Raw genomic sequence first — 1,953 nt, 5'->3', positions numbered from 1 at the left:
TTAATTCTGTTGTGAGAATACTTTAAAGCTTATTTATATTGAGGACATTCTTATGAATCGATTTACAAAAGTTTTATTTAGCGTTCTATTGGTATCGCTCTCTTTTTCGGGGCACAGCTTTCAAGCGTCAGATACGGCGGCAAACACGCATCAAATCTCACTCACTAAAGTGGGCTGGTTGAGCTGGTTTGGTAATTCAAGTGATCTTAAGCACTTTTACAAATCAATCAAGGATGCGCCCAAATATCCCCCAGGGTTTAAAGCTGCACACGGTGGACTAATTAGGAAGAGTGTTAAAAATAAAAATACATTGATAGAGCTAAGAAAAGAAAAAGAAGGAAAATGGATTAAAATATATAAAAATGGATATGATGGCTCTGGTAAAATGGTGTCTATTCATTATTTTGTCCATGAGAGCGGTAGTCCAGTATTTGATGTAAAAGTAATTAATCATTGGAGTACGAAGTGAAGAAGAAATTATGTTATTGTCTTGAAGAAAAGTACGCTGCGAAATTTTTTAGCTTTTTAATCTTGGGAGTGCTGCATTCTCTTGATAAGAAATTGATATCTATTAATGAAGCAGAAGGATTTGTATTTCAGCCTGATATTATCCGTACTTTAAAAGAAATAAAAGCACCCAGAAAATTAATTAAAATTGCTGATCTGGGGACTGAACTTGATGGCGTAGAAAGCTTAATACCTCACGAGTTGTCAGCTGAGATTAATAAATTGATAAGAAAGACATTATCAGTCATTAAAAATAGTGAGAAAGTTGAAGAAGAAGTATTGAGAGAGCGAGAAATCAAGCGTTTCTAACGATCCGACAGTTACCTATTCTGTAATGGATGCAAGGGTAACTGTCATCTTTTTAAGTCTTAGGCATAAAAACCCCGCCGGAGCGAGGTCTGAGAATTCTTCTTTGATTCAACGAGAGACAATAACCCATCGTTAGAGCAATGATGGGCTATTTTTCCGAAAAATGCAATAGTCATTTATTATTCATTTAAATTTAACTAGAAATTATTTCTCTTTTTGTGAGTTCTTGCAGTATAGAATCAGCTCTAGCCTCCTCTTTAAAACATTCCGTTACCAGATGCTCAAATAATGGCTGGTATTTATCGTAACAGGTAGTTTTGGATACCCCCGTTAGTGGTTTCACTGCACACCATACATCTGTAAATTTCAGTCTGGAGTATCCCCGCCCTGAACATTTAGGGCATTTTTTGTAGACCGGAATACCAATTAATTGAGTCTGCTTCTTGTCTAGAATTTCACCGCGACCATTGCAACGGCATGAATGGCTGACCTCTGCTTTGCCATTACACGTCTTACAGACAATGCGGCATGTCTCTTCCACTTCATGGATTGACGTAACAAATCGCGTCGGCTTTAACCCTAACGCCTTCATTAACAGTCCCTCACTGGTTCCATATTTGGTCGTGAATTTACGAACGGTGATAAACCCACTCTCACAATGCATCTCTGGACACGGCTTCTTACTGGCTGCACTCCTCGCATAATCCTGAAATGCATAATTTGCGAGTATTTGCAGGACATTTCCCCTAATATCCTCATCGAGTTTTGCAATTGCACTGTGTTTGTGAACCTGCGTCAGTGCATACTGGTAGAGACTCTCCACCGCGTCATCTGGTCTATTGATCCCGTGTTTCGCCAAAAACAGTTCAATACCCAGCCTCGCCTGAGCGGACGCCAATCCTAGCGAGGCCATAACATCGGTAATTGAAAATGAATCAGTAGCGGTTGCGGCTGGAGAGTCACTAAACATAATGCTCTTGGGTGAGAAATACTTCGGTAGTGATTCTAAATTCATTTTAACTCCGGCAATACTGTGTGAACCCTGTCATGACGGGTCGAATACATCACCCGCAATTGTTTTCGCATTACCCATTGCTCAGTGAGAACAGCCAGATCTCCTATGTTTCGCTGAACAAC

The 1,953-nt window shown here is 39.6% G+C and carries 3 protein-coding genes; 2 read left to right on the top strand and 1 reads right to left on the bottom strand.

Annotation, left to right across the window (positions count from 1 at the left end):
• Positions 1-52: 52 nt before the first annotated feature.
• Positions 53-469, top strand: a complete 417-nt coding sequence (locus PSI23_RS21145) for a hypothetical protein (RefSeq protein WP_273556922.1) — start codon at positions 53-55, stop codon at positions 467-469.
• Positions 466-816 carry a DUF3969 family protein gene (locus PSI23_RS21140; RefSeq protein WP_273556921.1) on the top strand — a complete coding sequence of 117 codons (351 nt, stop codon included), beginning with the start codon at positions 466-468 and terminating at the stop codon, positions 814-816. Before PSI23_RS21145 ends, PSI23_RS21140 begins: the two co-directional genes overlap by 4 nt.
• Before the next feature lie 193 nt (positions 817-1,009).
• Here PSI23_RS21140 and PSI23_RS21135 read toward each other — a convergent pair whose 3' ends face one another.
• The gene (locus tag PSI23_RS21135; protein WP_273556920.1) at positions 1,010-1,831 is read right to left on the bottom strand and encodes an antitermination protein Q; all 822 of its coding nucleotides are present in this window, start codon (positions 1,829-1,831) and stop codon (positions 1,010-1,012) included.
• Between the last annotated feature and the right edge of the window lie 122 nt (positions 1,832-1,953).

The organism is Xenorhabdus yunnanensis (assembly GCF_028598805.1).
In the GTDB taxonomy this organism is placed as follows: Bacteria; Pseudomonadota; Gammaproteobacteria; order Enterobacterales; family Enterobacteriaceae; genus Xenorhabdus; species Xenorhabdus yunnanensis.
The sequence above is the reverse complement of the archived record's forward strand: the minus strand, read 5'-3'. Positions and strand labels throughout refer to the sequence as shown.